At 63.2% G+C, this 19,787-nt stretch carries 22 protein-coding genes and 1 tRNA gene; 13 read left to right on the forward strand and 10 right to left on the reverse strand.

Annotation, left to right across the window (positions count from 1 at the left end; genetic code table 11):
- The first annotated feature begins 6 nt into the window (after window positions 1-6).
- From ABD704_RS11270 to ABD704_RS11280, 3 genes are all read left to right on the forward strand, one after another.
- On the forward strand, window positions 7-1,299 hold the full coding sequence (locus ABD704_RS11270; RefSeq protein WP_344699783.1) for a hypothetical protein: 1,293 nt from the start codon (window positions 7-9) through the stop codon (window positions 1,297-1,299).
- A 69-nt stretch (window positions 1,300-1,368) separates the two neighbouring features.
- A complete protein-coding gene (locus ABD704_RS11275; RefSeq protein ID WP_344699784.1) occupies window positions 1,369-1,968 on the forward strand; it encodes a cupredoxin domain-containing protein in 600 nt (199 codons plus the stop codon).
- Window positions 1,969-1,971: 3 nt separating this feature from the next.
- Entirely contained in the window at window positions 1,972-4,326 is a 2,355-nt protein-coding gene (locus tag ABD704_RS11280; RefSeq protein WP_344699785.1) for a putative bifunctional diguanylate cyclase/phosphodiesterase, read from the forward strand.
- Here the strand turns inward: ABD704_RS11280 and ABD704_RS11285 are convergent.
- The 7 genes from ABD704_RS11285 to ABD704_RS11315 all read right to left on the reverse strand — a co-directional run bounded on the left by ABD704_RS11285 (window position 4,311) and on the right by ABD704_RS11315 (window position 10,663).
- Window positions 4,311-5,471 carry an L-lactate dehydrogenase gene (locus ABD704_RS11285; RefSeq protein WP_344699786.1) on the reverse strand — a complete coding sequence of 387 codons (1,161 nt, stop codon included), beginning with the start codon at window positions 5,469-5,471 and terminating at the stop codon, window positions 4,311-4,313. The genes ABD704_RS11280 and ABD704_RS11285 overlap by 16 nt on opposite strands.
- A 1-nt stretch (window position 5,472) precedes the next feature.
- Complete coding sequence (locus tag ABD704_RS11290; RefSeq protein WP_344699787.1) at window positions 5,473-6,288, reverse strand: class II aldolase/adducin family protein; 816 nt, start codon at window positions 6,286-6,288, stop codon at window positions 5,473-5,475.
- Entirely contained in the window at window positions 6,285-6,926 is a 642-nt protein-coding gene (gene maiA, locus ABD704_RS11295) for a maleylacetoacetate isomerase (RefSeq protein ID WP_344699788.1), read from the reverse strand. Before maiA ends, ABD704_RS11290 begins: the two co-directional genes overlap by 4 nt.
- An 11-nt stretch (window positions 6,927-6,937) precedes the next feature.
- A complete protein-coding gene (locus ABD704_RS11300) occupies window positions 6,938-7,321 on the reverse strand; it encodes an acyl-CoA thioesterase (protein ID WP_344700539.1) in 384 nt (127 codons plus the stop codon).
- A 17-nt stretch (window positions 7,322-7,338) separates the two neighbouring features.
- On the reverse strand, window positions 7,339-9,405 hold the full coding sequence (locus tag ABD704_RS11305) for a S9 family peptidase (protein ID WP_344699789.1): 2,067 nt from the start codon (window positions 9,403-9,405) through the stop codon (window positions 7,339-7,341).
- 40 nt (window positions 9,406-9,445) lie between these two features.
- Window positions 9,446-9,622, reverse strand: a complete 177-nt coding sequence (locus ABD704_RS11310) for a hypothetical protein (protein ID WP_344699790.1) — start codon at window positions 9,620-9,622, stop codon at window positions 9,446-9,448.
- A gap of 273 nt (window positions 9,623-9,895) precedes the next feature.
- Window positions 9,896-10,663: a Crp/Fnr family transcriptional regulator gene (locus ABD704_RS11315; RefSeq protein ID WP_344700540.1), complete on the reverse strand. Its 768-nt coding sequence runs from the start codon at window positions 10,661-10,663 to the stop codon at window positions 9,896-9,898.
- A 345-nt stretch (window positions 10,664-11,008) separates the two neighbouring features.
- Here ABD704_RS11315 and ABD704_RS11320 point away from each other — a divergent pair, with 345 nt between their 5' ends.
- Window positions 11,009-12,811 (forward strand): aminopeptidase P family protein, encoded by a 1,803-nt coding sequence (locus tag ABD704_RS11320; RefSeq protein WP_344699791.1) that lies wholly within the window; start codon window positions 11,009-11,011, stop codon window positions 12,809-12,811.
- A gap of 114 nt (window positions 12,812-12,925) precedes the next feature.
- Window positions 12,926-13,069 (forward strand): hypothetical protein, encoded by a 144-nt coding sequence (locus ABD704_RS11325; protein ID WP_344699792.1) that lies wholly within the window; start codon window positions 12,926-12,928, stop codon window positions 13,067-13,069.
- 21 nt (window positions 13,070-13,090) lie between these two features.
- Here the strand turns inward: ABD704_RS11325 and ABD704_RS11330 are convergent.
- A tRNA-Thr gene (locus tag ABD704_RS11330) sits at window positions 13,091-13,165 on the reverse strand.
- 90 nt (window positions 13,166-13,255) lie between these two features.
- On the opposite strand from ABD704_RS11330, the gene ABD704_RS11335 reads away from it, so the two are divergent.
- From ABD704_RS11335 to ABD704_RS11355, 5 genes are read left to right on the forward strand one after another with little or no spacing between them, the layout of a single operon-like run.
- Window positions 13,256-13,378 carry a hypothetical protein gene (locus tag ABD704_RS11335; RefSeq protein ID WP_344699793.1) on the forward strand — a complete coding sequence of 41 codons (123 nt, stop codon included), beginning with the start codon at window positions 13,256-13,258 and terminating at the stop codon, window positions 13,376-13,378.
- Between the two features lie 50 nt (window positions 13,379-13,428).
- Window positions 13,429-14,430: a threonine aldolase family protein gene (locus tag ABD704_RS11340; RefSeq protein WP_344699794.1), complete on the forward strand. Its 1,002-nt coding sequence runs from the start codon at window positions 13,429-13,431 to the stop codon at window positions 14,428-14,430.
- Window positions 14,427-15,356 carry a DMT family transporter gene (locus tag ABD704_RS11345; RefSeq protein WP_344699795.1) on the forward strand — a complete coding sequence of 310 codons (930 nt, stop codon included), beginning with the start codon at window positions 14,427-14,429 and terminating at the stop codon, window positions 15,354-15,356. The genes ABD704_RS11340 and ABD704_RS11345 overlap by 4 nt, the downstream gene beginning before the upstream one ends.
- A 15-nt stretch (window positions 15,357-15,371) precedes the next feature.
- Entirely contained in the window at window positions 15,372-15,590 is a 219-nt protein-coding gene (locus tag ABD704_RS11350) for a KTSC domain-containing protein (RefSeq protein ID WP_344699796.1), read from the forward strand.
- A 32-nt stretch (window positions 15,591-15,622) separates the two neighbouring features.
- The gene (locus ABD704_RS11355) at window positions 15,623-15,826 is read left to right on the forward strand and encodes a hypothetical protein (RefSeq protein ID WP_344699797.1); all 204 of its coding nucleotides are present in this window, start codon (window positions 15,623-15,625) and stop codon (window positions 15,824-15,826) included.
- Here the strand turns inward: ABD704_RS11355 and ABD704_RS11360 are convergent.
- Entirely contained in the window at window positions 15,823-16,380 is a 558-nt protein-coding gene (locus ABD704_RS11360) for a hypothetical protein (protein WP_344699798.1), read from the reverse strand. The two genes, ABD704_RS11355 and ABD704_RS11360, sit on opposite strands and share 4 nt — an antisense overlap.
- 81 nt (window positions 16,381-16,461) lie before the next feature.
- Between ABD704_RS11360 and ABD704_RS11365 the strand changes: the two genes are divergently transcribed.
- The 3 genes from ABD704_RS11365 (at window position 16,462) to fahA (ending at window position 19,315) form a co-directional block, all read left to right on the forward strand.
- The gene (locus ABD704_RS11365) at window positions 16,462-16,662 is read left to right on the forward strand and encodes a hypothetical protein (protein ID WP_344699799.1); all 201 of its coding nucleotides are present in this window, start codon (window positions 16,462-16,464) and stop codon (window positions 16,660-16,662) included.
- 113 nt (window positions 16,663-16,775) lie between these two features.
- Window positions 16,776-18,059, forward strand: coding sequence for a homogentisate 1,2-dioxygenase (gene hmgA / locus ABD704_RS11370; RefSeq protein WP_344699800.1), 1,284 nt, complete (start codon window positions 16,776-16,778; stop codon window positions 18,057-18,059).
- Window positions 18,056-19,315 carry a fumarylacetoacetase gene (gene fahA, locus ABD704_RS11375; protein WP_344699801.1) on the forward strand — a complete coding sequence of 420 codons (1,260 nt, stop codon included), beginning with the start codon at window positions 18,056-18,058 and terminating at the stop codon, window positions 19,313-19,315. Before hmgA ends, fahA begins: the two co-directional genes overlap by 4 nt.
- On the opposite strand, the gene ABD704_RS11380 is transcribed toward fahA, so the two are convergent.
- The gene (locus ABD704_RS11380) at window positions 19,312-19,773 is read right to left on the reverse strand and encodes a hypothetical protein (RefSeq protein ID WP_344699802.1); all 462 of its coding nucleotides are present in this window, start codon (window positions 19,771-19,773) and stop codon (window positions 19,312-19,314) included. The two genes, fahA and ABD704_RS11380, sit on opposite strands and share 4 nt — an antisense overlap.
- Between the last annotated feature and the right edge of the window lie 14 nt (window positions 19,774-19,787).

Consider the following 19,787-nt stretch of genomic DNA (forward strand, 5'->3'; position numbering starts at 1 on the left):
CAGGCCATGTTCTGTGTCGCTCGACGCCTGCGTATCGGCAGCGCGATCCCATTTGGCTGCGCGCTCGCCGCGCTATGGGGCGCGCCGGTGTGCGCGGAAGGCGATACGATGCTCTTCACCGCCGATACGCTGGAGCTGACGGGCGACGCCCGCGTCGTCTTGGTCGATGGGGAGCGGAGCTGGCTCGAGGGAGGCTATGGCAAGCTTCGCTCCAGCGGCGCGGGCGACGATTTCCAAGCACGACCGGAAATCGGCAACCTCAATCTGATCTGGCAGCCCCAATTCAGCTGGTCGCTCTCGGCAACCGTCGTAGGCTCGGTTCAGGGCGGCGCCCGATCCGAAGGGGGCCTCAGTCAGGCATACCTCAGCTTCCGGCCGATGCGCGGCAGCAGCGATCTCGCATTCTCCGCCCGTGCCGGCCTGATGTGGCCGCCGGTCAGCCTGGAGCATGAGGGCGCCGATTGGCACGTGAAGGACTCCATCACACCGTCAGCGATCAACAGCTGGATCGGTGAGGAAGTGAAACCTGTTGCAATCGAGGGGACAGCCGTGGCGACGTTTGGCGAGCACAAGCTGCGCGCAACGGCCGCGGTGTTGGCAGCGAACGACACGTCCGGCACCCTTCTGACCTTTCGCGGATGGGCGCTTCACGACCGCACGACGCTGGCCTTCCGCCGCCAGCCGCTGCCTCCGCTCGACGGCGAGCTGGAGGAATATCAGGCACCGTACACGCACCCCTTGCTCGATGTGCACAGTGGGTTCGCGCATCGCCCCGGCTATTACGCAAAGATCGCCTGGCAACCGCCGATCCCGATCAGGCTGGAATTCTTCCGCTACGACAATCGCGCCGATCCCGAGGATGTGAATGCCGATCTCGAATGGGGTTGGCGGACCGCTTTCGACAATCTGTCGCTAGTGTCGGATCTCGGCGGCCGGACGCAACTCAAGGCTCAGGTGATCGAGGGCCGCACGCGCATGGGCTATCTGGAGCCGACACGGCGTTGGGTCGACAACCGATTTCGCTCGGCTTTCGTGATGCTGGTGCGGCGATTCGGCTCTGCCCGCATTTCCCTCCGGGCAGAGGCTTTCGACACTGGCAATCGCGGTAGTCTCGTCGACAGTGAATATGACGAGACGGGTTGGTCGGGGATGATCGCTGCGCATCACGAGCTGGGGCCATTCACCGGCTTCGTCGAGCTGCTCCATGTCTCGAGTAGGCGCGAAGACATCGAAGCAGTCGGGCTCAAGCCGTGCCAGCGTCAGACGCAGCTGCAGGCGCAGTTGCGAATGCATTGGTAACCAATCTCACACCCGCCTCGTTTACCGTTGAGCTCTTAATCCTAACAAATGTTGCGTAGAATCATTCTTGTGCTGGCGCTGGCCGGCGCAGCGGCGCCGCTCGCCGCTGTTCCACTAAGCGTGCGCGTGGTCGATGCGGCCGGGAAGCCTGTGCGCGATGCAGTGGTGACGCTTTATCCTTCGAGCGGGGCGCGGCCAGGGCGGCCCGGCGGACGGTACGTCGTCTCGCAGAAGAACCTGCAGTTTCATCCCTTTTTGACCTTGGTGCCGATCGGCGCCGACATCAGCTTTCCGAACTTCGATCCGACCAAACATCACGTTTACTCTTTCTCCGCGGCCAAGCGCTTCGAGTTGAAGCTCTTCGCCAAGGACCAGTCGCGGACAGTTCACTTTGACAAGCCCGGGGTGGTGGCGCTGGGCTGCAACATCCATGACGGGATGAGCGCATTCATCGTCGTGACCGATAGCGCCTGGACCGCACGCACCAACGCGCAGGGCCTCGTCAATTTCGCCGACGCGCCCAACGCACCTAGCCGGATCACGGTCTGGCACCCTTATCTGCGGGCGCCCGGCGGCGTGGTGCAACAGGCGGTCGGAGGCTCGCAGCGTTCGGCCTCATTCTCGATCCGCCTGCGGCCGCCGCCATCCATGCCGATGGCGGATTATTGATCGATGCCGCCCTTCAGGTCTCTCTCCGCCAGGCTCACCGTCCAGTTCGCGCTGCTGTTCGCGGTGGCGATGCTGGGGGTGTCGGCGGCCCTGTGGACCTTCATCGCCGGCTCCGCCTCCCGCGAGGTTGAGAGCCAGCTTCAGTCGAGCGGCGCCGTCTATGACCGGCTGTGGCAGACGAGAGCGCACGAGCTTCAGAATGCGGCACAGTTACTGTCCCGGGACTTCGGCTTCCGCGCCGCCGTTGCGACCGGCGACCAAGCGACGATGCAATCGGCGCTTGGTAACGCCGCAGCCCGGTTGCGAGTGCGGACCGCTTTCATCGTTACCGCGGATGGGAAGGTATCGACGCTGGACCCTTCGATCGCGAAGGAGCGCGCCGAAGCCCTGTGGGACCCGCTCGACGCCGGACGCCTGACCGGGGTCTCGGTCATCGGCGGCCGTCCGCGTCAGCTGGTCGCTGCGCCGATCATGGCACCCACCTTGCTTGGCTGGGTGGTATTCGCCGCCGACCTCGACAAACGCGAAATGCGTGCGCTCGAGCGGCTATCCGCTATTCCACTGCAGGCCGCCGTCGTCGCGAAGAGCCACGGCGGCTGGGCTGAGGCCTCAGGAAGCATGGCGGCGCTCGAGGGGGATTCCGCGCGGCTGGCGCAAGATCGTGTCGGCAGCGGCTCAGCGTTTGAAATGCGCCTCGGTGACCGCACCTCCATCGCTTTGGCCAAGCCCCTTCCAGCGTTTGGCGACGACGAGCGCGCCATTCTGCTTCTGGCGTATCCCAAGGCCGAAGCGCTTGCCGACGCCCGCAAGCTGCAGCTGGCACTTGCCGTCATGACGTTGCTCGGCCTGTTCCTTGTCGGCCTTGCGACCTGGAAGGCGGCAGCGCGCATTACGCAACCGCTGGCCCGCCTCGACGATGCCGCCGGCCGGCTCGCCTCGGGTGAGCATGTGCAGGTCGCCGTCCGCGGCACGGATGAGCTCGCGCGCCTCGCCAACAGCTTCAACGAGATGGTCGGCAAGATCGCCGAACGTGAGCAGCGCATTACACAGCTCGCTTTCAACGACGTGCTCACCGGTCTTCCGAACCGAACGATGTTCCAGCAGCAGCTCGATCATCTCTTCCGCGCGGCGGAGGGCAACGGCACCTTGTTTGCGCTTCACTGCCTCGATCTAGACCAGTTCAAGGTGATCAACGACACGCTCGGCCACCCGGCGGGGGACTCCCTGCTGATCGAGGCGGGCAATCGTGTTAGCCAGGCTGCGCGCGGCCAATTCGTGGCGAGACTCGGCGGCGACGAGTTCATCGTTCTCCAAACAATCGGCGAAGACCGCGACGCGATCGATCGGCTCGCGCGCGATATTCTTCGCGAAATGAGCCGTCCGGTCGTCATCGACGGCAACGAATGCCTGCCCTCGACAAGCATTGGAATCGCGATCGCACTGGAAGACGGCGCGGACAGCGAGACGTTGATGCGCAATGCGGACCTCGCACTCTACCGCGCCAAGGAGGCGGGGCGAGGCACCTATGCTTTCTTCGAGGAGAGCCTCAACGAACGCGCCCAGCTGCGCCGCCAAATCGAAACCGACCTTCGCCTCGCCATTGAGCGCGGCGAGTTTGAGCTGCTTTACCAGCCGTTGTTCGACCTCGAGCAGAACCGCATCTGCTCGTTTGAAGCCCTCATCCGCTGGAACCATCCGACGCGCGGGCTCATTTCGCCCGCAGATTTCGTCCCGGTCGCCGAAGACACCGGCCTTATTGTCCCCATTGGCGCTTGGGTCATCCGCGAAGCGTGCCAGCAGGCCGCGCATTGGCCTGAGCATGTGCGCGTCGCGGTCAACGTTTCAGCTGTCCAATTCCACCGCGGTTCACTGCACGAGACGATCCTTGCAGCCTTGGCCGCATCCGGGCTCGCGCCGGCCCGGCTTGAGATCGAGATCACGGAATCGATTTTCCTCGATGGCGGCGAAACGACGCTCAAGCTGCTGCATTCGCTGCGCGGCCTTGGCGTTCGCATCGCACTCGACGATTTCGGCACCGGCTATTCCTCGCTCAGCTACTTGCAGAGCTTTCCGTTCGACAAATTGAAGATCGACCGCAGCTTCATTCAAAATCTGCTTACGCGCGAAGGCGCGAGCGCGATCGTCCGCGCGATCACCGAGCTAGCGCACGCGCTCAACATCGAGACAACTGCCGAAGGCGTCGAGGAAACAGCGCAGTTGATGGAGCTTCGCTCGCACGGCTGTTCATCGGTGCAGGGCTATCTGTTCGCGGAGCCGATGGCGGCGGCGGATGTCGATCAATTATTCAATAGCGACAAAGTCGCCGTGCCTGGCGCAGAGGCTCAAAGCGTCGCCTGATTGCCGCTCCGTTCGAGGAGCTGATTGTCGATATCCGCAAGCTTGGTGACACCGGTAAGCGCCATCGCCACCCTCATTTCCGCATCGATCAGGCTGAGGACATGTGCCACGCCTGCCTGACCGCCTCCGCCCAGTGCATAAGCCCAGGCGCGTCCCAGCAGCACGAAATCCGCACCCAGCGCCAGCATCCGTACGACGTCGAGGCCGGAACGCACCCCGCCATCGACAAGCACCTGCAAACGTCCGGCAATAGCGTTCGCGACACGCGGCAATGCACGGGCTGTCGACAAGGCACCGTCGAGCTGCCGGCCGCCATGGTTTGAGACAACGATGCCGTCCGCACCGCTTGCCGCCGCCTCCCGCGCGTCATCGGGATCGAGGATGCCTTTAACGATCAGCGGTCCGCCCCATTGCTCGCGTACCCATTCGACGTCTTTCCAGGTGACGCTGGCGTCGAAGTTGCGGCCAACCCAACCCATCAGGTCCTCCAGCGCCGCGCCGGCACCCATCAAAGGTTCGAGGTTGCCGAAGGTCATCGGCCTCCCGTTGACCGCGACGTCCCACGCCCAGTCGGGTCGTGCCATGACCTGGCGAATGCGGTTCGCCTTGCCCGCGAGCGATCCTGAAAGGCCGGTTCGATAATCGCGGTAGCGCGTGCCGGGGACGGCGAGATCGACAGTCAGCAGCAAGGCCGTGCAGCCAGCCTTCTTCGCCCGCGCGATCATGTCACGGACGAACTCGCGGTCCTTGACGATGTAGAGTTGGAACCAGAACGGTCCTGTCGCCTGCGCTACCTCGTCGATCGAGCAGGCGCTCAGTGTCGAGAGTGAGAAGGGGACGCCGGCTTCTCCAGCGGCTCGTGCCGCCTGCACCTCGCCTCGCCGCGCATAAAGTCCTGAGAGGCCAACCGGCCCGAGCCCTACCGGGAGCTTCCAGTGCTTCCCGAACAATTCCGTCGTCAGATCGATCGACGAAACATCACGCAGCACGCGCTGTCGCAGCGCGATCGACTGCAGATCCTCAACGTTCCGCCGGAGCGTCACCTCGTCGTACGAGCCGCCGTCGAGATATTCGAACAGGAAGTGTGGCAACCGCGCCTTGGCGAGCGCGCGATAGTCGCCGACGCTGGCGGCCTTGCTGCTCAAATCAGGAGGCGAAGCTCGGGTCGAGGCGATAGGCCTTCCGTTTCAGAGCCGGCCAGGCGAGGAAGTTGGCGGCGAGCGGCAAGCCGACCGCGCCTTGCTGCGCCGTTACTTCGGGTGAGCCCTGCGGCGGGTTATTCAGCGCCTCGCCGGCGGACAGCGCCATGATCTGCGCCTGGCACGCCCGCTCCAGATAATAGAGGCGGATGAAGCATTCGCCGACATTCTTTCCAACGGTGAGCGTGCCGTGGTTGCGCAGGATCATCGCATTTTTTTCGCCGAGGTCGGCGACCAGCCGCTCGCGCTCGCCGAGGTCGACGGCGACGCCTTCATAATCGTGGAAGCTGACATCACCGCGGATCAGCATCGCCGTCTGCGTCAGCGGTAACAGGCCCTCATTGTGCGCGGACACCGCCTGTCCGGCCGGCGTGTGAAGGTGCATCACCGCATGCGCATCGTCGCGCGCCATGTGGATCGCGGAATGAATGGTGAAGCCCGCCGGGTTGGTGATGAACGGCGTCGGGTCGACGGGATTGCCCTGCACGTCGACCTTCACCAGCGATGAGGCCGTCACCTCCTCGAACATCAGATTGTACGGGTTGAGCAGGAAATGATGCTCCGGCCCTGGAATGCGCGCCGACAGGTGCGTGAAGATGAGATCGTCCCAGCCGTAATAGGCCACCATCCGGTAAGCGGCCGCGAGATCGAGGCGGATCTGCCATTCCTCATTGCTGACCTTGCCCTCGAGCGACGGGATTTCCACTGAATCGAGCGGTCTGGCGTCGGCGACGCCGCGATTGATGCTGTCGACACGGTTCATGCTGGCACCTTCTGCCGGTCAGGATGGGCTGCTGCGAACGCTTCGAGCTTGTTCGCATTCTCGTCGGCGCGCAGCAATGTCGGATAATTATCGAGCGGCACGTTGAAGCGCCGAGCATTGTAAAGTTGCGGGATGAGGCAGACGTCGGCCCCGGTTGGTGCATCGCCGAACAGGAACTTGCCCGCCTTAGGCGCCGCCATCGCTTCGAGCGCGGGAAGCCCCTCGCTGATCCAATGCGCGTACCATGTGTCGGCTTCTTCCTGCGAATGACCGAGTTCGTTCTTTAGATATTTCATCACGCGAAGATTGTTCAGCGGATGGATGTCGCAGGCGACCGCCATCGCCATTGCCACGACGTGAGCGCGCTCCGCCGCGGATGCGGGCAGCAGCGGCGGGATCGAATAGCGCAGATCGAGATAGTTGATGATGGCAACGCTCTGCGTGAGCCGGTGCCCATCGATCTCCAGCATTGGCACGAAGCCCTGCGGATTCAGCGCCTTGTACTCAGCCGACTTCTGCTCGCTTTCGAGCAAATTCACCGGCCGGATTTCGTAATCGACACCCTTGAGATTGAGGGCGATCCGCACGCGATAGGCGGCGGACGAACGATAGTAATCGTAGAGGATCGGGCGGGGCATCGCTTCCGCTGTTACTCCGCGCCCATGAAAGGCGCCACTACTTCGGGCGGCACGCGGATCGGCCGCCCCGCCGCCTTGTCGATGATCGCCCACTGCGTCTTGGCGCGGACGCAGACTTTGCCGTCGGCGCCCAAGAACTCCATGTGCCGGTCAAAGCGCGCGCCCTTCGGGGCCTCGCCAACCCAAGTTCGCGCGGTGACCCGGTCGCCCTGGTGCGCGGCGCGGAGGTAATCGATCTCATGCCGCACCACGACCCAGAAATATGCGTCCTTGTGAGCAGCGTCCGCGACCGAAGCCCAATGCGCGACCGCGACGGTCTGAATCCACTGCACCCATACGGCATTGTTGACGTGGCCGAGCTCGTCGATGTGCTCGGGCCCCGCCGTCAGCGCCATTTCGAAGACCGGGGGGCTCAATCCTTGCCCGTCTGGGTCAACATGAAGGCATAGGTCTCCGCGACCTCGTGCAGGCCCTCCCAGCGGCCCGACTTGCCGCCGTGACCCGCGCCCATGTTGATCTTCAGCAGAAGCAGATTGTGGTCGGTCTTCGTCGCCCGAAGTTTCGCTGCCCACTTCGCCGGCTCCCAATAGGTCACGCGCGGGTCGGTAAGGCCACCGGTGATCAGCATCGCGGGATAATCCTGCGCCTTCACATTGTCGTAGGGCGAGTAGGTTCGCATGTAATCGAACACCGCCTTGTCGGTGATCGGATTGCCCCATTCGGGCCACTCGCCAGGCGTCAGCGGCAAGGTGTCGTCGAGCATCGTGTTGACGACGTCGACGAAGGGCACGTCGCCGACGACGACGCCAAACAGCTCCGGGTTCGTGTTCACCACCGCGCCGACCAACTCGCCGCCGGCCGATCGCCCGTTGATCGCGATGTTGCCGGCCTTGGTAAAACCGTCGGCGATCAGTCCCATCGCCACGTCGACGAAGTCGTTGAACGTGTTCGTGCGCTTCTCAAGCTTGCCGTCGAGGAACCACTGGTGACCGAGGTCGTCGCCGCCGCGGATGTGCGCGATCGCGCAGGCCCATCCGCGATCGAGCAGGCTGATTCGGTTCGAATTGAAGCTCGGCGGCACCGCCATCCCGTAGGCGCCGTAACCGTAGAGAAAGAGCTTTCCCCGGCCGTCCTTTTTGAAGTCTAGTCGATAGACGACCGAAACCGGCACCTTCGCCCCGTCACGGGCGGTGATCATCAGCCGCTCGGTCGCATATTGGGAGGCGTCGAAACCCGACGGAATCTCCTGCACCTTGCGGACCTCAAGTTCGCCCGTCTCCGGATGATAATCATAGGTCGTCGTCGGCGTGACCATCGACGAATAGCCAACGCGATAGCTGTCCGGCGCGAACTCGGGATTGCCGAAGAAGAAAGCGGTGTAGCTAGCTTCCTTGAACGGGATGCGCGTTTCTTCGCCGGCGTAGGTGCGGAGCACGAGCTGGTCGAGCCCGTCGACCCGGCTGCTGATCGCAAGATGGTCTCGATAAGCCGTGGCGCCGGTCAGGTAGACGCGGTCGGAGCCCGCGATGACCGTCCGCCAGTTCTCCGGACTCGCCGGGTCGGCCTCCGCCAGACGGAAGTTCACATGGTCGTCGTTGGTGAGGATCCACAATTTCCCGTGCGCAGCATCGACATGATACTCGCGCGTGGGTTTGCGGCGGGAAATCAGCGTCAGCGGTTGCGATGGATCGTCGGCCGAGACGAAACGCACCTCGCTCGTCGCGTTATCGCCTGTCGAAATGAGGATCAGGCTCTTGTCGTGCGACTTGTAGGCGCCGACGCTGAAGCCGAGTTCCTCCGTTTCCTCGTACAAGGTTACGGCCGCATCCGGCGCGGCACCGAGCCGGTGGTAGCGCGCGCGATAGCTCCGCCAATGTTCGTTGACCTCAGTGAAGACGACGCCGGCGCTGTCGCTGGTCCAAACCGGAGAACCGATTCCTACCTCGGTGACGGTCTCAATATCCTTGCCTGTCGCGAGATCTCGGATGCGCAGTTGGAAACGCTCCGAGCCGTTGTCGTCCACTAGCGTTGCCAGCAGCTTGCCGTTCGGGCTCGGCTCGATCGCGCCGAGGCGGAAATATTCCTTGCCTTCTGCCTCAACCGGCTCGTCGAAGATGATCTGATCGTCACCGCCGTCGACCGGCTTGCGGTACCAGGTCCGGTACTGCGACCCCGGCTTGAACGCCCACCAATAAAGGAATTGCCCGTCACGCATCGGGACTGAGCTGTCGTCCTCCTTGATGCGGCCCTTCATTTCCTCGAACAGCTGATCCAGCAGCGGCTGGTTCTGCTTTGCCCAAATGGCGAAATAGTCGTTCTCCGCCGTCAGATAGGCGAGCACGTCTGGGTCGGTGACTTCCGGATATTTCGGGTCCCTGATCCAGTGCCACGGATCTTCGACCGTGACCCCATGGCGTTCGTAGCTGTACGGGCGCTGCTCGGCTTGCGGCGGCGCGGAAGTTTCAACCGGTTTGTTCATGCGCCTGCTTTAGCGCGGCGGACGGTGACGGAAAGGGCTGTCAGGCCGTCGGTGGTGTTCCGTCCGAGCGCTCGTCCTGAAGACGCTTGATGTCCGCTTCGCCTTCTTTCGCCATCTGCAGCAGGGTCTGGCGAGCTTCCGCGTGGTTGATGAGACCTGCAAGGCGGCGACATTGCTCCACCCGCCTGCGAATACCGTTGATCACTTCATCGTTCATGCGAGCGTAGTAACGAGCGACTTCAATAATCGCCTCTATACTGAATCAAAGTTTTCGACTGCTGTTGTGCAATTGCGTCAGCCGGCAGCACCTTGAGCTGCGCTTCGCTTGAGCAAGTAGAGCGCTTGCTCCGGCGTGATTCCGTTTTGGCGGGTCAGCGAGCACGCGTCATAAATACGACGCTCGGCCTCGTCTTTCTCATCGCTCCGCTTTCGTGTCGAACTGAGAATAGCCATGCCCCACCAACGTTGGAGCGTGCGCACCTGTTCCCCATCAACGCACCTTGTCGGGCGCCCGCGCAAGCGCTCGCTCGCGTGGCAGGCAGCAGGTGGCGAGCCAGCTCGGGCGCTGGGCGAAATCGCGCTCCGGCAGGCCGGCCAGCTCGGCGAGTCGTTGGAGATCGAGCAACGTAATCTGGCGTCCGGCGCGGGCGACCAGGCCTCTACGGGTCAGCTCAGCGAAGGATCGATTGACGTGAACGCTGGTCAGCCCGGTGCTCTGGGCGACCCGTTCCTGCGACAAGGGCCAGTCGAGAACGTTGCCGATCCCGGGTTGCAAAGCGACCAGGCGCCGATGAACCTCAAGGAGCAGCGAAGCAACGCGCTGGATCGCGAGCGTCTGGCCGACGGTTGCGAGATGATCCATCAGCATCACGCGCTCCTGCTGCGCCGTAACGAACAGCATGCAGCCGAAGCGCGGTGCTTTCTCGAACAAGAGAGACAGGCGATCGATGGGAATGACGTCCATCGTGACGTTGTTCAGCGCCACGAGCTGCTCGGCCGTTTGTGCCATTGCGACATTTGGCATCCCCGGAAAATCGCCCGGAAGGTAGATTTTGGTCAGCTGCTTGCGGCCGTAATTGACGCCGACGCTGCTTTCGACCCAGCCGTCCACCAGGAAATAGACTTCCTGGACCGGCGCCCCTTCGACGCTGATAAGCTGATTTCGTTTGAATTCGCGGCGGTCGCTCTTCGCTTCTTCGAGTACCACCAGCTCGTCTGCCGTCGGGACAATGAATTCCGACAGGCGGCGAAGCCACATATTATCCACCGGCGATCAATCCTCAGGTATTCAATTGCCGTCGCTGCCCGCACCGACCGGAGGTTACCTATGGGAGCGCTACCATCTTGGCAATTAACAGCGCGACAATGCGCTAAGTATTTAACTTAGGTAATAATTTTCTGGGTCTTGGCTTCGCAGCGGGTGTGCGTGGCGGCCTGGAAAATTGCCGCTGACAGTCAGAACAATGCTGCAAAAATGCTGCTGAAAACGAAGGCCCTGAAAAGTGTTTGGTCGAACGTCATGATCTCTTCGCATTACCCCAGCACGAGGTCTTTAAGAATGTCGGTCGTTGGACTAGCTGTGGAAACGAACGGAGCTTCGCCCATGTCCACCTACGCAGACCGCCTCAAAGCACTTCGCGAACAGCTCAAGGCCGATCGGCTCGACGGGTTCGTCGTTCCGCTGACCGATGAGCATATGAGCGAATATGTCGGAAGCTATGCGCAGCGGCTGGCGTGGCTGACGGGATTCGAAGGCTCGGCCGGCTCGGCCGTCGTGTTGCCCGAGGAAGCCGCGATCTTTGTCGACGGCCGCTACACCTTGCAGGTTCGTCAGCAGGTTAGCCCGACCGAGTGGAGCTATCAGTCGGTGCCGGAAACGAGCACGACGGATTGGCTGAAGGAACATGCGGCCGAGGGCGCGCGCATTGGTTACGATCCCTGGCTACACACGCGCGATTGGGTGAGCAAGGCGAAGGAGGCTCTCGCCAGCCGCGGCGCCGAGCTGGTGCCGGTGGTTCGTAACCCGATCGACGACATCTGGAAGGACCGGCCGGAAGCGTCGAAGGCGCATTTGATCGTTCAGCCCGACCAATATGCCGGCAAGTCGGCTGCCGAAAAGCGCACCGAGATCGGCGACTGGCTCGCGAAGCAACATGCCGACGCTGCGGTGCTGTCTGCGTTGGATTCGATCGCCTGGGCGTTCAACATTCGCGGCCAGGATGTCACCCACACGCCCGTCGCGCTGGCTTATGCGCTTGTTCACGCAGACGGGACGTCCGACCTGTTCGTTGCGTCGGAGAAGATCGGTCCAGAAGTACGCCAGCATCTCGGCAACGGTGTTCGTCTTCACGAGCGCTCGGAATTCGAGAGCGCGCTTGCGGACTACAAGGGGAAGACCGTCGTCGTCGATCCGGAGCGCGCGGTCGCTGCCATTTTCGAAGCGCTCGAGCGGGCCGGCGCAAAGGTCGTCGCGATGCGCGACCCCACGATCCTGCCCAAGGCGATCAAAAATCAGGCCGAAATTGCCGGCCAGAAGGCCGCGCAGGAGCGCGACGGCGCGGTGATCTCCAAATTCCTGCGCTGGGTCGACGAGGAAGCGCCCAAAGGCGACGTCGACGAGCTCAAGGCTTCGGACCATCTCGAAGCTCTCCGCCGCGAGAACCCTGAGCTTCGCGACCTGTCGTTCGACAGCATTTCGGGAGCCGGTCCGAACGGCGCGATCGTCCATTACCGATCGAGCGAGAAGACCAACCGCAAGCTTGAGAAGGGTACGCTCTACCTGATCGATTCAGGTGGCCAGTATGTCGACGGCACCACGGACATCACGCGCACGATTCCGATCGGAGAGCCGACCGCGGAGATGATCGATCGCTTCACGCGCGTTCTAAAGGGCCACATTGCGATCGCGACGGCTGTGTTCCCAAAAGGCACGCGCGGCAGCCAGCTCGACAGCTTCGCGCGCCGCCCGCTGTGGGAAGCGGGCCTGGATTACGCGCACGGTACCGGTCACGGGGTCGGCAGCTTCCTCTCGGTCCACGAGGGCCCACAGCGTATTTCGCCGGTCGGAAGCTCGCAGAGCGGTGGCGACGAGCCGCTTCAGGTCGGCATGATCCTCTCGAACGAGCCCGGGTATTACAAGACGAACGAATACGGCATCCGGATCGAAAACCTCGTCCTCGTCGTCCCGCGGGAGATCGACGGTGCCGAGAAGGAAATGCTCGGCTTCGAGACGCTGACCTTCGCGCCGATCGATCGCCGCCTGATCGACCCGGAGATGCTGGATCTCGAGGAACTGGCATGGCTCAATTGCTATCACACGCATGTGCTGGCGCGGATCGGGCCTAATCTTTCGGGCGCCGATCTCGCCTGGCTGAGCCAGGCCTGCGCACCCGTTGATCGCGTTTGACCCACGGCTGAGCGACGTTCTGTCCAATATTGCGACACGTGGACGGTTCGTCACACGGAGTTAATTGCTGGTTTAATCGATTGTCGGTAAACGCAAAATCACGGAGAACGACTCGTGATTTCTGCACTTCAACTCGCCCTTGGTGTCCTGCTGCTCGGCGCTGTCGTCTGGATTGGCGATGCCATTGCCGGCGGCATCGAAGGCGCGCTCGGCGACAAGCCGCTGCGGGAGCGGGAACCGAAGCGGCATTCTCGCTAAGAACTGAAATCGCCTTTCCGGTGGTGCTGCCGGTGAGGATTGAACTCACGACCTCAGCCTTACCAAGGATGCGCTCTACCACTGAGCTACGGCAGCACGTTGTCCGGAAGTCGGGCGCCTATGAGGGGAGGGGCCTTTCCCTGTCAACCCGTTGCGACCCGCGCTGGCGAGAGGCATGTTCTTGTCATGACTGACAAAGACAAGGAGCGGCAGGACAAGCTCGCTGCAGCGCTCCGCGAGAATTTGCGAAAGCGCAAGGCGCAGGCTCGTCAGCTGACCGGCAAGCCGGAGAGCGACGACCAGCCCTAGCCGGACGCAATAACTTGCCATGCGTGGCTGCTTGCGCTTGGAGCGCCAGCATGCGCTTTTTCTCCGACAATGCGGCGCCCGCGCACCCGAAGGTCATCGAGGCCATATCGGCGTCGAACCAGAGCAGTACGGCTTATGATGGCGACGAATGGAGCCAGCGTCTCGACGCGGCTTTCTCGACACTGTTCGAGCGCGAGGTTCGAGCGCTCTGGGTGTCCACTGGCACCGCCGCCAACTGCCTGGCACTGGCCGCACTGTGCCCGCCCTATCGCAGCATCGTTTGCCACCGCGACGCGCATATCGAGGTGGACGAGGCTGGCGCACCAGGTTTCTTCACCGGCGGCGCCAAGCTGATGTTGCTGGAGGGCGAGGGCGCGAAGGTCGATGCAGCGAACGTCACCACTGCATTGGATCTGATCGGCAAGGATGTGCATCAGGTCCAGCCCGCCGCAATCTCGATCACCAACGCCACGGAATATGGTCTCGTTTATCGCGCGCACGAAGTCGCGGCCCTAGGAGAGCTGGCAAGGGCGCGAGGCCTCGCTTTGCACATGGACGGTGCCCGCTTTGCCAATGCGCTGGCCACGAGCGGCGAGCGGCCCGCCGATGTGACGTGGCGGGCAGGGGTCGACGCCATGTCCTTTGGCTTCATCAAGAATGGCGGCCTCAATGCGGAGGCACTGATCCTGTTTCGGACAGAGCTGTTCGACGAGGTCGCGGTGCGACGCAAGCGCGCCGGGCACCTTTCGTCCAAGGGCCGTATGCTCGCGGCGCAGATCCTCGCGCTGCTTGAGGATGGCCTCTGGCTGCAGAATGCTCGCCGCGCCAACGAGACTGCGCAACTTCTCGCACAGGCCGTACCAGCCCGCCTCGCCTACCCGGTCGAGGCGAACGAAGTGTTCCTGCACGTCACGCCGGACGAAGCGCTCCACCTGCGCTCGCAAGGCTTCGATTTCTATGACTGGAGGCCGGGAGAGATCCGCCTGGTGACGAGTTGGGACCAAGAGGGTGATCCCGTGGAACGGCTCGCCGCCGCCATCGCCACGCTGTGAGCGAACCGCACGGATCGACCTTCCGGTCGGTCACGCTCCCCTTCATCATTTTCACCGCGATCTGGGGATCGACCTGGATCGTGATCCGCGGACAACTCGGCACGGTTCCGCCGCAATGGTCGGTGACTTATCGCTTCACCGTCGCCGCAATCGCCATGGCGCTGGTCGCAATCGTGCGCGGGGAAAGCCTGCGCCTCGGCCATCGCGCGCTGGTGGCAGCGACCATCCTCGGCTTCACGCAATTCTGCATCAACTTCAACGCGGTCTACCTTGCCGAGCGGCACATCACCTCGGGTGTCGTTGCGACCGTGTTCGCGCTGCTGCTCATCCCTGCAACGCTGATGGGCTGGGCCTTCCTCGGCCAGCGGCCCACGATGCGCTTCGTGTGGAGCTCGCTCGTCGCCGTGTCCGGCATCGTCCTGCTGTTCCTTCACGAGCTTCAGGAGCATGCCGCGACGGCGGGCCAGGTGTTCGCCGGCATCGGCCTGACGCTGATCGGAATGCTCGGCGCCTCGTTTGCCAATGTGGTGCAGGCGAGGCCGGAGATGCGCCGCTATCCTCTGTTCGCCCTACTTGCCTGGTCGATGGCGGCAGGGGCGGCAATCGATGGTGCAATCGCCTTTACAATGACCGGCCCACCGACCTTCGATCCGCGCCCGGCCTATTGGCTCGGCGTGCTCTATCTCGCCATTCCGGCTTCGGTGCTCACCTTCAGCCTTTACTATCCGGTCGTCCGCCGCATCGGCCCGGCCAAGGCCGCTTATTCCAGCGTCATCGTCCCGATCATCGCCATGGGTTTCTCGACCTGGCTTGAAAATTATCGCTGGACGCCGCTGACGATCGCCGGCGCGATCCTCTCCCTCGGCGGCATGGTTGCCGCGCTCAGCAAAAGTCGATCGACGGTTCCGGCTCCAGACGCCGCTTGATGCGTTGTGGGCTCCATGCCCTCGACCGTCATCCGTCGCTTTTTCTACGACGAGACCGAAGGCAATCTGTGGGTCGAGTTCACCACCGGCAGGAAATATGTCTATTCGGGCGTGCCGGAGGAAGTCGCCGAGACGTTCCGCGCCGCCTTCTCCAAAGGGATCTATTTCAATACGCGCATCCGCGACTGCTTCCCGTACCGGGAGGTCACGCGGGAGGACGCAACGAATTCTTAAAAGCGGACTGCGACATTGGCTTCATGATCCCGATGAAGACCAGCACGGTGTTCAAGAGCCGCTGGATGGCTCTGCTGTGGGCGGCGGGTTTCATCTGGTTCGCCTATGACGTCGCCGGCTCCGCGCCGCAGGGCGACGAGAATGCGACCAATGCGGAAGCGGCAACGGATGCTACTGGCCAGCCTATCACGGGTGACGACGCCAAGCGCCTGTCACAGGCGCTGAACAGCTTTTAGGCGCCCCAGTTGATCTGATCGATGTGCCAGCGGCGCTGAGCCTCGGTCGACCCGTCAACGTCGTTAACCCGTCGCAACACGACCTCGGCAGGACGGCGGAACGGCTTTTCGTCCCTGCCAACGCCGTAGAAGACCACTGGCATCGTGACGAAGATCGACCCGGCGGCGCCCTCGGCCTGGCCGAGATTGCCGATCTCCAGATGCACTTCGCGATATGAACTGAGCGATTTCTGGAAGCTGGCCGCTATCTCATTATGCCCCCACAGGGCGTTGGCTTCCTTCCAGCGCTTCTGCTCGATGAGCGCACCATAGCTCTGCACTACCTGCCCCGCGGCTTCGGTGCTCTTGGGATCGATGGGGCCCTTGGGCTCGGGCAGGCTTTCCTTGGGAGCAGGCGCTGAGGGTGCCGTCCGCGCGGGCGGTGGCGAAGGAGGAGCAGGAGCCACTGGCGCAGCGGGCGCGGCCGGCGGCGCTTCATTCTGCTGCTGGTTGTTGCTCGGCGTGCACGCCCAGGACGGCAACAGCAATGCGACGATGGTGGCGATCTTCTTCATGTGCTCTCCTAGAACGCTGCGGAACCGCCCGGGACAAACTTCGTTCGTTTCGCAATCAAAACGGCAACAGGGAGTTTCGTTATGGCCGACGACGATGTGGAACGCGAACGCACCACGATAGTCGAAACCGGCGGCGGGGGTGGCGGCGGTGTGCTTGCCGTGGTCCTGCTGATAATCGTTGTTCTTGTCCTTCTGTTCCTTTTCCGCGGCCAGTTAGGCCTCGGCAAGAGCACGACGGTCAACGTCCCCGACAAGATCGACGTCAACGTCAACCAACACTGACCGGAGAGGGTCAGGAGCACGGGCGGGTTGCGAGTCCCTACCCGTGTGCACGGGCGCGGTCCTTGGGCCGCGCCCGTTTGAGTTTCCGGCCCTGAACCAGTAACGCCCGCCCCATGACGGACGCGCTTCGCTACATGAGCGGCTTCGGCGGGCACTTCGAAACCGAGGCGGTCGAGGGCGCGCTGCCCAAGGGCCGCAATTCCCCGCAACGGCCGGCATACGGCCTCTACGCCGAGCAACTATCGGGAAGCCCGTTCACCGTGCCGCGACACGAGAACCGGCGCAGCTGGCTCTATCGAATGCGGCCGACCGCCGACCATCGGCCCTTCACGCGCTATGACGGCGCAAAGCTGTTTGCGCCGGGGACGGCGAAGGAATCGCTGGCGCCGAACCGCCTGCGCTGGGATCCGCCGTGCGACCTGCCGGCGAATGCCGACTTCGTCGACGGCATGGTGACGATGCTGGCGAACCGGCGTCCGGAGGATCTCGAAGGGGTTGCGGTCCATCTCTACCGCGCAAGCATATCGATGGATCGCCGCGTGTTTGTCGACGCAGACGGTGAGCTGCTCATCCTGCCGCAGTCCGGGATGCTGATGATCGCGACCGAGTTCGGGCGGCTGGACGTCGCGCCCGGATCGGTCGCCCTCATTCCCCGCGGCGTGAAATTCCGCGTGGAGGTCGAGGGCGAAAGCCGCGGCTATGTCGCGGAGAACCACGGTCTACCGCTGCGTTTGCCTGACCTCGGCCCCATCGGCTCCAACGGCCTTGCCAACCCGCGCGACTTCGAAACGCCGGTGGCGTGGTTTGAGGACATCGATGATTCGACCGAGGTCATCCAGAAATCGCTCGGCAGCCTGTGGACGACGACGCTCGATCACTCGCCACTCGACGTTGTCGCATGGCACGGCAACTTCGCGCCCTATCGCTACGACCTCTCTCGCTTCAACACGATCGGTAGCATCAGCTTCGACCATCCAGACCCCTCGATCTTCACCCTGCTGACCAGCCCGAGCGACGTGCCGGGCCGCGCCAATGCCGACTTCGTCATTTTCCCGCCGCGCTGGATGGTGGCGGAGGACACGTTCCGCCCGCCCTGGTTCCACCGCAACGTCATGAGCGAGGCGATGGGCCTGATCTACGGCGCCTACGATGCGAAGGCGGAGGGCTTCCAGCCGGGCGGCCTCAGTCTACACAATTTGATGAGCGGTCATGGCCCCGACGTCGAAAGCTGGCGCAAGGCGAGCGAGGCTGAGCTGAAGCCTGCGAAGATCGAGGGGACGATGGCGTTCATGGTCGAGACCTGCTGGCCGTACCTTCCGACGCAATTCGCGCTCGATCGCGCGCAACCCGACTACGACAATGCCTGGACCGGCTTTCCGAAAGCGAAGCTGCCATGAGCTGGGTCGACAGCGCCAGAGGCAGCGATTTTCCAATCGAGAATTTGCCGCTCGGCATCTTCTCCGAAGCGAAGGGGCGGCGACGTCCCGGTGTCGCGATTGGCGACTATATTCTCGACCTTTGCGCAATCACTGATCTGCTCGACGAAAGCTGGCGCGAGGACCTGGAGCAGCCGGTGCTCAATGGCTGGCTGGCGCGCGGGCAAGGGGCGACGAGCGAGCTTCGCGAACGGCTGATCGAAATTCTCACCGACGAGCGCTATCGCGACGATGTCGAAGCGCAGTTGATCGGCCAGAGCGAGGTCCGGATGCACGTGCCTTGCCTGATTGGCGATTACACGGACTTTTACGTCGGCATTCATCACGCGACCAACGTCGGAAAGCAGTTCCGGCCCGACAATCCGCTGCTGCCGAACTACAAATATGTGCCGATCGGCTACCACGGCCGGGCAAGCTCGGTGCGGGCCTCCGGCGAGGAGGTCGTCAGGCCGAACGGCCAGCGCAAGGCGCCTGACGCTGACGCGCCTGAATATGGCCCAAGCCGACGCCTGGACTATGAGCTGGAACTCGGCATCTGGATCGGGCGCGGCAATGAGTTGGGCTCACCGATCCCGATCGGCGAAGCGGGCGAGCATATCGCCGGCTATTGCCTGCTCAACGACTGGTCCGCGCGAGACCTGCAGGCGTGGGAATATCAGCCGCTGGGGCCGTTTCTCGCCAAGAATTTCCTGACTACTGTTAGCCCATGGATCGTCAGCGCCGAGGCTCTGGCGCCATATCGCGAACCGATGCCACCGCGGCCTTCAGGCGATCCGCAGCCACTGCCTTACCTCGACGACGCCGCTGATCGCGAGCGGGGCGGGCTCGGCATCCAGCTTGAAGCGACGCTGACCACCGAGCAGATGCGCCGCAGCGGCGTTGCCCCGCACATTCTCTCACGTGGTTCTGCGGACGCGGCGATGTACTGGAGCGCGGCGCAGATCGTCGCGCACCACAGCAGCAACGGCTGCAACCTTCAGGCCGGCGACCTGATCGGCACCGGGACGCTGTCGACCGACAGCGTCAGTGGGCTCGGTTCGCTGCTGGAGATCAGCCAGGGCGGGAAGCAGCCGATACAGCTCGCGAACGGCGAGATGCGCGCCTTCCTCGAGGACGGCGACGAGGTGACATTGCGCGCCTGGTGCGAGGCCGATGGCGCGCCGCGCATCGGCCTTGGCGAATGCGTCGGCCGGGTAGTGCCTGCTCCCGCGCTCTAGCGCTCGTTGTCCCAGATCATGTGAATGATCCGCCATCCGAGCTCAGGATGATTGAACAGCTGGATCGAGTTTATGCCCCGCCGTTCCGGCACTGCATCGTTGGGTGCCCGCCGCGCTTCATAGCCGCTCCACACGTGAGCCATGTTGCCGAACTGATCGATGCGGCGGCTGGTCTCGACCTCGTAGAATGGGTTGGCGGCGAAGAATGGCGTCGTGTCGCGCGAATAATCGTCGAGGCTCATGCTTTTCATCTGCGGCCGGCCCCGCTCGTCGACCCAGGTGCGGACCTGCCGCGCCTCCGGAAGGAAGCACTTCTCCTGCCGCGACCAGTCCCGCGGACCCGCCGGGCCGGAGATCATCGCGTACATCTCATCGACGACAGCGCCGATTGCCTGCTTGTCTTCGTCGCTCTCCATCTTGTCCTCCTTGCTCGCGGTTTGACCCGCCTTGGCCTGCATGGCAACGCGGACCC

Origin of the sequence: Sphingomonas limnosediminicola (genome assembly GCF_039537965.1) — a bacterium.
Lineage (GTDB): Bacteria > Pseudomonadota > Alphaproteobacteria > Sphingomonadales > Sphingomonadaceae > Sphingomicrobium > Sphingomicrobium limnosediminicola.

Bases quoted from the DNA above. Each gene is read 5' to 3' on its own strand.
- ABD704_RS11310 (WP_344699790.1), bottom strand. From the start codon at position 9,622: ATGAACGATGAAGTGATCAACGGTATTCGCAGGCGGGTGGAGCAATGT.
- ABD704_RS11290 (WP_344699787.1), bottom strand. From the start codon at position 6,288: ATGAACCGTGTCGACAGCATCAATCGCGGCGTCGCCGACGCCAGACCG.
- ABD704_RS11315 (WP_344700540.1), bottom strand. From the start codon at position 10,663: ATGTGGCTTCGCCGCCTGTCGGAATTCATTGTCCCGACGGCAGACGAG.
- ABD704_RS11365 (WP_344699799.1), top strand. From the start codon at position 16,462: ATGGCCGACGACGATGTGGAACGCGAACGCACCACGATAGTCGAAACC.
- ABD704_RS11320 (WP_344699791.1), top strand. From the start codon at position 11,009: ATGTCCACCTACGCAGACCGCCTCAAAGCACTTCGCGAACAGCTCAAG.
- ABD704_RS11270 (WP_344699783.1), top strand. From the start codon at position 7: ATGTTCTGTGTCGCTCGACGCCTGCGTATCGGCAGCGCGATCCCATTT.
- ABD704_RS11360 (WP_344699798.1), bottom strand. From the start codon at position 16,380: ATGAAGAAGATCGCCACCATCGTCGCATTGCTGTTGCCGTCCTGGGCG.
- ABD704_RS11300 (WP_344700539.1), bottom strand. From the start codon at position 7,321: ATGGCGCTGACGGCGGGGCCCGAGCACATCGACGAGCTCGGCCACGTC.
- ABD704_RS11305 (WP_344699789.1), bottom strand. From the start codon at position 9,405: ATGAACAAACCGGTTGAAACTTCCGCGCCGCCGCAAGCCGAGCAGCGC.
- ABD704_RS11350 (WP_344699796.1), top strand. From the start codon at position 15,372: ATGCCCTCGACCGTCATCCGTCGCTTTTTCTACGACGAGACCGAAGGC.
- ABD704_RS11355 (WP_344699797.1), top strand. From the start codon at position 15,623: ATGAAGACCAGCACGGTGTTCAAGAGCCGCTGGATGGCTCTGCTGTGG.
- maiA (WP_344699788.1), bottom strand. From the start codon at position 6,926: ATGCCCCGCCCGATCCTCTACGATTACTATCGTTCGTCCGCCGCCTAT.
- ABD704_RS11335 (WP_344699793.1), top strand. From the start codon at position 13,256: ATGACTGACAAAGACAAGGAGCGGCAGGACAAGCTCGCTGCAGCGCTC.
- ABD704_RS11380 (WP_344699802.1), bottom strand. From the start codon at position 19,773: ATGCAGGCCAAGGCGGGTCAAACCGCGAGCAAGGAGGACAAGATGGAG.
- ABD704_RS11280 (WP_344699785.1), top strand. From the start codon at position 1,972: ATGCCGCCCTTCAGGTCTCTCTCCGCCAGGCTCACCGTCCAGTTCGCG.
- ABD704_RS11340 (WP_344699794.1), top strand. From the start codon at position 13,429: ATGCGCTTTTTCTCCGACAATGCGGCGCCCGCGCACCCGAAGGTCATC.
- hmgA (WP_344699800.1), top strand. From the start codon at position 16,776: ATGACGGACGCGCTTCGCTACATGAGCGGCTTCGGCGGGCACTTCGAA.
- fahA (WP_344699801.1), top strand. From the start codon at position 18,056: ATGAGCTGGGTCGACAGCGCCAGAGGCAGCGATTTTCCAATCGAGAAT.